Here is a 6,681-nt window from a genome sequence, read left to right on the forward strand (position 1 = left end):
TAGGGGCTTGGAAAATTCCTTGCGCGTTTTGACTGAACTATTATTGACAATTCCAAAATGATAATACCGGCTGGTCACTGGCAATTGTGCACTCAGAAAAAGGAGAAGCATTGCTGCAAGGTGCAAGTTTTGAGTTCTTTAAGACGGATGAGACCGAAGCATTACGAAAAAACATGGTGAAACCTGCGGGCAGACCGATTTGGCAGCAGAAATTTTGGAATGATTACGAAAAGCGAGGCTACGAATACTGCTTGAAAAAATACACTATTTATGGAGGTGTCCTTTTCAAAATCAAACGAAAAATTCTGAAGATGATGCAAAGGTGGTAAAAAGAAGAGGAGAAGTAATTTGAAGGTAACTATTATTATCCCGATTTACAATGCAGAAAAATATTTAAAACAATGTGTAGATAGTATTTTGTGTCAGGAGTACCAGGATTTCGAGTTACTCCTTGTCGACGATGGTTCAACTGATAAAAGTGGTGTTATTTGTGACAATTATGTTACCAAGAACAATAAGGTTCGGTGCTTTCATTTAAAAAATGGAGGGCCATCAAAAGCTAGAAATTTTGGCATAACCCAAGCCAAAGGCGAGTTTATTCAGTTTGTGGATGCTGATGATTCAATTACAGAGGATTGCGGGAATATTTTTTTTGAAATCGCAAGCCGAAGTAACATAGATCTAGTGATTGCGAATGCGGATATTGTTACTGGCGACAACAAATTAATAAAAAAGTTGTCATTAGGACGGCAGGGCATATTTGATACAAAACTATTGCTTGAGAATATGAATAGTATAGATAAAGATCAGTTTCTTCATTATATTTGGAACAAATGGTACAGAAGACAAATAATAGTAGATAATGGGTTGGCTTTTAACGAGAGGGTTCGTTTGGGTGAGGATTTTTTATTCAATTGTGCCTTTTTTTCAGCTAGTGATAAGATTGCGTTAATGAACAAGATTGTTTATTATTACTATAAGCGTGATGCAATAAGCTTGACAGGTAAGTTTCGTGAAAAAGAAATTGAACGACGCAGACTTATGGATAGTACCTTCATTCAACTTCTGAAAGAAAAAAAGGTATATGACCAGAATAAGCAGGTGTATGATGCAACAATTGGCGAAATATGTCTCCAAAGTATGGAGTCCGTAACCAAGAGGAGTTGCACACTTTCACTAAATGGAAAGAAGCGGTTTATTGATGAATTTCTCGATTCAGAATACTATACCTATTTGATGGAAATGCGAAAAATTGGTGAAATAAAAATCACTACACAGTTGGTGTTGAAATTAATCAAAGAGAAATGGTGCTATGCCTTACTCTTTTCATTTTGGTTAAAAGCTAAATTAAGAGTAGTCAAGTTTATAATATTTTGAAGAACGCAATCGGAATAGGTTTTAGAGTAGAAAAGTGAATAATTAGATATAGAATTAAACAGATAAAAACCGGCATTGGCTGCCTAACAAAATGCAAAAGGAATGGTTATATAAATGGAAAAAGAGACTTTGTGCAAAACAGAACACAATGTGGGAATAATAACTTATCATGGTGCGGATAATTATGGTTCTGTGCTTCAGGCTTATGCTCTAATGAAAACAGTCAACAGTGTTCCAAATGTTAAATGTAATATAATTAATTATGTATCTAAGGCTCAGAAAGAAATGTATGGCGTATTCTTTTCTAGCAACTCTATTAATAATAATTTAAAGAATCTTTATATATTACTATTTCAAAGGAAAATTCGAATCAGAAAAAAAGAAAGCTTTTTATTCTTTAGAAAAAAATATTTAAATCTCTTTCCAGAGAAGGTTAGTGATTCTGTTTTGGAAATTGACATTGATAATTATGACGCATTGATATGCGGAAGTGATCAGGTTTGGAATATCAGAATAAAAGATTACAGCGATATTTATATGCTTTCAGGATTCAAGAATGTCAAAAAGATGTCTTATGCAGCCAGCATGGGGGGATTAAATCTTCATTTATCGGAGAAAGAGCAGAAACAAATTGCAGATAATTTAAAGAATTTCTCAGGCGTGTCGGTTAGAGAGACAATAGCTTCGGATATGTTATCCAAAAGTGGAATATCAGAAGCAGAAATTCTAATTGATCCAACATTTTTACTTTCTGTGGATGAATGGAAGGAAATAATGACAGACAGGGCAATTGCTGGTGACTATATCTTTTTTTACTCGGTTGATTACAACGAGGATTCTATAAAAATTGCTCGATGGTTTGGTAAAGAATTCAATTTGCCGGTTGTCATAATGTTCACATCATGGCGTTCATATTTTATATGTAAGGACGGTATTTGCTGGGCTGGGAAAACAGGAGTAGGGGACTTTTTATCATTGGTGTTTTATGCAACGTTAGTTATTTCTGGATCTTTCCATGGCACAGCTTTTTCATTAATCTTTAACAAACCCTTTTTTAGAATTCAAAAAATTAAAAAAGGGGAATTGCTTAATGATGATCGTATCCACACTCTATTTGATAAGTTGGGCGTCAAGGAAAGAGAGATAACAATTCAAAACTACAAAGATGCGTCGTCAAAAGTAGCAGAAATAGATTATCGTCAAATAAATAGAATGATTTTACACGAAAAAGATACAGCGCTGGATTATTTAAACAGAATATTGATTAATACATAAGTAATGTTTAATGAGGAGGTTTGAGATGAAAGTTGCGGTAGTTACACCATACGACTCGTCGAATTTTGGTGCATTTCTTCAAGCATTTTGCTTAAAGATGGCTCTTGAAAAAATGGGATATACTGTTATCCATATTAAGAATAGAGATATAGAACAGGCAAGGAAGTTATATTATCACGAAAAACCAATAGGAAAAAAAGAACGATTAATGCCATGGAAATTCGCAGGAGATAAAGCCTTTGGACAGAAAAAATTTAAAATATTTGATTATGAGCAATCTTTTTTTGATGTTAGGGAAATGAATGATTGTTCAGCAGATGTGTATATTCTAGGAAGTGACGAGATATGGAATATTAATCATTCTGTGTTCAGAGATACACATTTTTGGGGGAGTGGGATGATTCCAGCTATTTCTTATGCAGCAAGTATTGGAAATGCAGACAAAGATAAATTCCATGATTATCCGGCAATTATAAATTGTTTAAATAATCTAAGTACAGCGCTTGTCCGGGATCAAAGAACGTTAGATATGGTCAATAGCTATTCTAATATAGAAGCAGAAATGGTATGTGACCCGACAATGTTGGTCTCTATAGATGATTATGGAGAAGAGTATTATGATTCATATTTCGAGAAACACGAGTGTTTATTAGTATATGCTTATACTGCGATCAAAGAAAATGAAAAGCAAGCAATTTTAAATACGGCAAAAAAGTTGAATTTAAAAACTGTAGCATGTTGTTTTCGGCATTCATGGTGCGATTATCAAGTCCAATGCAGTCCACTGCAATTCAGTGATCTTATACGTAAATCCAAGGCTATTGTAACAACGACTTTTCATGGAACTATATTTTGCTTGTTAAACCATGCGAATTTTGTCAGTATTACAGCAAGTGTAAAAACAAATCAACTGCTTTCTTTATGTGGGGTAGAGTCAAGAGGAATTACAAGAGAAAAAGTTTGCGATAAAGCTCTTCTTGAGCAATTAGAAATACCACTTTACAATATTGCGAAGCTTGATGATATTATTTACAAAACTAGAGAGAAATCACTCGCTCTATTAGATACAGCGATCAAAAAAGCAGTTCAGACAACAAATAATTTCGACTATCAAATATGCTCATTTGATGATTGTACCGGTTGTCTTGCATGTATGAATATATGTTCGAAGACGGCAATTTCATGTACAATTGATTATCAAGGAAGAACACTGCCGTTAATTGATGCTACTAAATGTGTTCATTGCGGTGCATGTAAGAAGGTTTGTCCAACTAATTTTACTGTCGTTGAAAAATATCCCCAAACATGTTTTGCGGCTCAAATTCCGGATGTAGAAAAGCGAAAGAAATCTGCATCTGGAGGAATTGGTGCTATATTATCGGAGCACTATATTGAGAAAGGTGGTGTTGTTTATGGTGCTGCAGTTCAAAGAGATTGTTCATTAATTCATGTCCGTGCATCAACTATTGAGGATGTTGATAGGTTCCGATGTTCAAAATATGTACAAAGTTATGTTGGGTATGCTTATAGAGAAGTAAAAACGGATCTAGATAATGGCAGAGAGGTGCTATTTACAGGTACTCCTTGTCAGATTGCGGGATTAAAAAATTATTTGGGTCAACTAAAGCAATATAAAAACTTACTTTGTGTAGACATCATATGTCATGGTGTACCACCCTTTGAATATCTAAGACAACATATAAATTCAATTTCCAATGACGGTAATATTAATAATTATACCTTTAGAGGCGGAGACTCAGATTTTCATCTAGTTCTTTATAAAGATAAGGAGATAGAATATGATAAAGACAAGGATCATGATGAATATTATTTCGCATTCCTAAAAAGCTATATTTATCGTAAAAACTGTTATCGGTGTAAATATGCTCAAACTGAAAGAGTCAGCGATATGACTATCGGTGATTTTTGGGGAATTGATCGTGACAGTATTTCTTTGGTTATGCGTGGTAGAATATCCACAATTCTTATCAATACAAAACAGGGAGAAAAGGCTTTTAATGAAGTAAAAGGAAACCTGTGTTATTTAGAAAGACCGATTCAAGAAGCAATAGACGGAAATCCACAGTTGAGACATCCATCAATGCAGAATAATGTATATTTGAGATTTATAAGATCCTATTCTAACGGGAATGCGTTTAATAGGGCAATTAAAGAAAGTGGTATCAAAAGACAAATAACTATAAATGATCTTAAAAGAAATAAGATTTATGTATCTTTAAGAAATGTTAAAAAGACCTTCGTCCAGAAGGAAAAAAGATGAAGTGGCTTAAAAAAACACTAAAAAAATATAATGACATCCCAATCCTAGCAAAAGTAACTTTATGGTTTATGTTTTGCAGTATTGTTCAGAAAAGCATTTCTCTGTTAACTACACCAATATTTACTCGATTAATGACCCCAACCCAATATGGACAGTTCAGCTTATATAATTCTTGGCTGCAAATATTTACTATTTTTGTAACATTGAGACTGAATTACGCAGTATTTAATAAAGGAATGAGCAAATATAAGGATGATAGAGATGGTTATACATCGACGATGCAATCCATTACTTTTGTATTTGCCCTAATCTTTTTTATTGTATATTTGCTATTTCATAACCAGATTAATTCAATTACGGAGTTGCCGACATTGGTAATGGTGGCAATTTTTGCAGAATTATTATTTACACCTGCAATTGATTTTTGGACGGTAAGGAAGCGATACGAGTATATTTATAAACCTGTCGTTTTCAGAACACTATTGATGGCTGTTCTAAATGCTGCACTGGGAGTGTTTGCCGTATGTGTTACGGAAGAAAAAGGTTACGCACGTATAATCACTTGTGTTTTGGTGAATTTCTGCTTTGGAATACCACTATATATATATAATAGAAAAAAAGGAAAAATATGGTTCAATAAAGAATATGCTGTCTTTGCATTAACATTTAATTTACCATTGTTGCTACATTATGTTTCGCAATATATTTTGGAGCAGTTCGATAGAATTATGATTGCAAAGATGGTTGGCATAGCAGCTGCAGGAATTTATAGTGTTGCTTATAATGCTGGCATGATTTTAAAGATTGTAACACAGAGCATTAATAATGCATTAATCCCTTGGCAGTACGATAAATTAGAAAAAAGGCAGTTTAAGGAATTAGATGATGTTCAGTTTCTGATATTTGTTATTGTTTCAGGATGTGCGTTGTTGTTTTCAGCTTTCGCACCAGAAATAATGTGTATTTTAGCTGATGAAAAATATCATGAGGCAGTATATGTAATCCCACCAGTGGCGTTAGCACTTGTATTTTCGTTTATGTTTACGACATTTGCAAACACCGAATTCTATTTTAATCAAACTAGATTTACAATGTTAATATCAATGGTGGGAGCAGCATTAAATATAGGATTAAACTATATAGGTATTAAATTATTTGGGTATGTAGCTGCTGCCTATACTACGTTAATCTGTTATATAGTATTTTCTTTTAGTCACTATATTTATATGACTACTAGAATAAAAAAAACATTGAATTTAGATAAAGTATTTAATACCAGACGTTTGCTATGGCTTTCAACAAGTGTATTGTTTTTTGGAATATCTATGATTTTATTTTACGATCAAACATTGATAAGATATGGTATTGTAATTGTTATAATGATAGGTATGATTATTAAGAGGAATCTTATTATTAATACATTAAAAGCTGTAAAATCTGTAAGTGCATCAAAAGGTGACATATAGCAAGTTTTATAATTGGCTGTGCCACTGAAACTACCGGGAAAAAGACAATCCCTTTTCTTTTGTCGATTTTACTGTTAGAACATGAGTATTCTGACGACTCAGAGCCATTGGGGGTGCGGATATTTTTTTGGACTTTTTTATATTAGCAAGAACTGGCCTACTGTTGGGTCAGTTCTTTAATTTTTTGGCGCCTTATAATTAAACGCTTACACAACAAGAAGCCAAATTATCGTAAGCGATTAATAACAAGGTGCCTTACATCTAGAATAAATCCATGAGATA

The 6,681-nt window shown here is 33.4% G+C and carries 5 protein-coding genes; all 5 read left to right on the forward strand.

What is annotated here, in order from left to right; genetic code table 11:
• The first annotated feature begins 110 nt into the window (after positions 1-110).
• Positions 111-329, forward strand: a complete 219-nt coding sequence (locus Q7P33_RS17655) for a hypothetical protein (protein ID WP_303872062.1) — start codon at positions 111-113, stop codon at positions 327-329.
• A 19-nt stretch (positions 330-348) separates the two neighbouring features.
• Entirely contained in the window at positions 349-1,377 is a 1,029-nt protein-coding gene (locus tag Q7P33_RS17660; RefSeq protein ID WP_303872063.1) for a glycosyltransferase, read from the forward strand.
• 114 nt (positions 1,378-1,491) lie between these two features.
• Positions 1,492-2,652: a polysaccharide pyruvyl transferase family protein gene (locus tag Q7P33_RS17665; RefSeq protein WP_303872064.1), complete on the forward strand. Its 1,161-nt coding sequence runs from the start codon at positions 1,492-1,494 to the stop codon at positions 2,650-2,652.
• Between the two features lie 25 nt (positions 2,653-2,677).
• Positions 2,678-4,933 carry a Coenzyme F420 hydrogenase/dehydrogenase, beta subunit C-terminal domain gene (locus tag Q7P33_RS17670; RefSeq protein ID WP_303872066.1) on the forward strand — a complete coding sequence of 752 codons (2,256 nt, stop codon included), beginning with the start codon at positions 2,678-2,680 and terminating at the stop codon, positions 4,931-4,933.
• Positions 4,930-6,399: a lipopolysaccharide biosynthesis protein gene (locus Q7P33_RS17675; protein ID WP_303872068.1), complete on the forward strand. Its 1,470-nt coding sequence runs from the start codon at positions 4,930-4,932 to the stop codon at positions 6,397-6,399. The genes Q7P33_RS17670 and Q7P33_RS17675 overlap by 4 nt, the downstream gene beginning before the upstream one ends.
• Positions 6,400-6,681: the final 282 nt, after the last annotated feature.

Origin of the sequence: Acetobacterium wieringae (assembly GCF_026646375.1) — a bacterium.
Classification (GTDB): Bacteria; Bacillota; Clostridia; order Eubacteriales; family Eubacteriaceae; genus Acetobacterium; species Acetobacterium wieringae_A.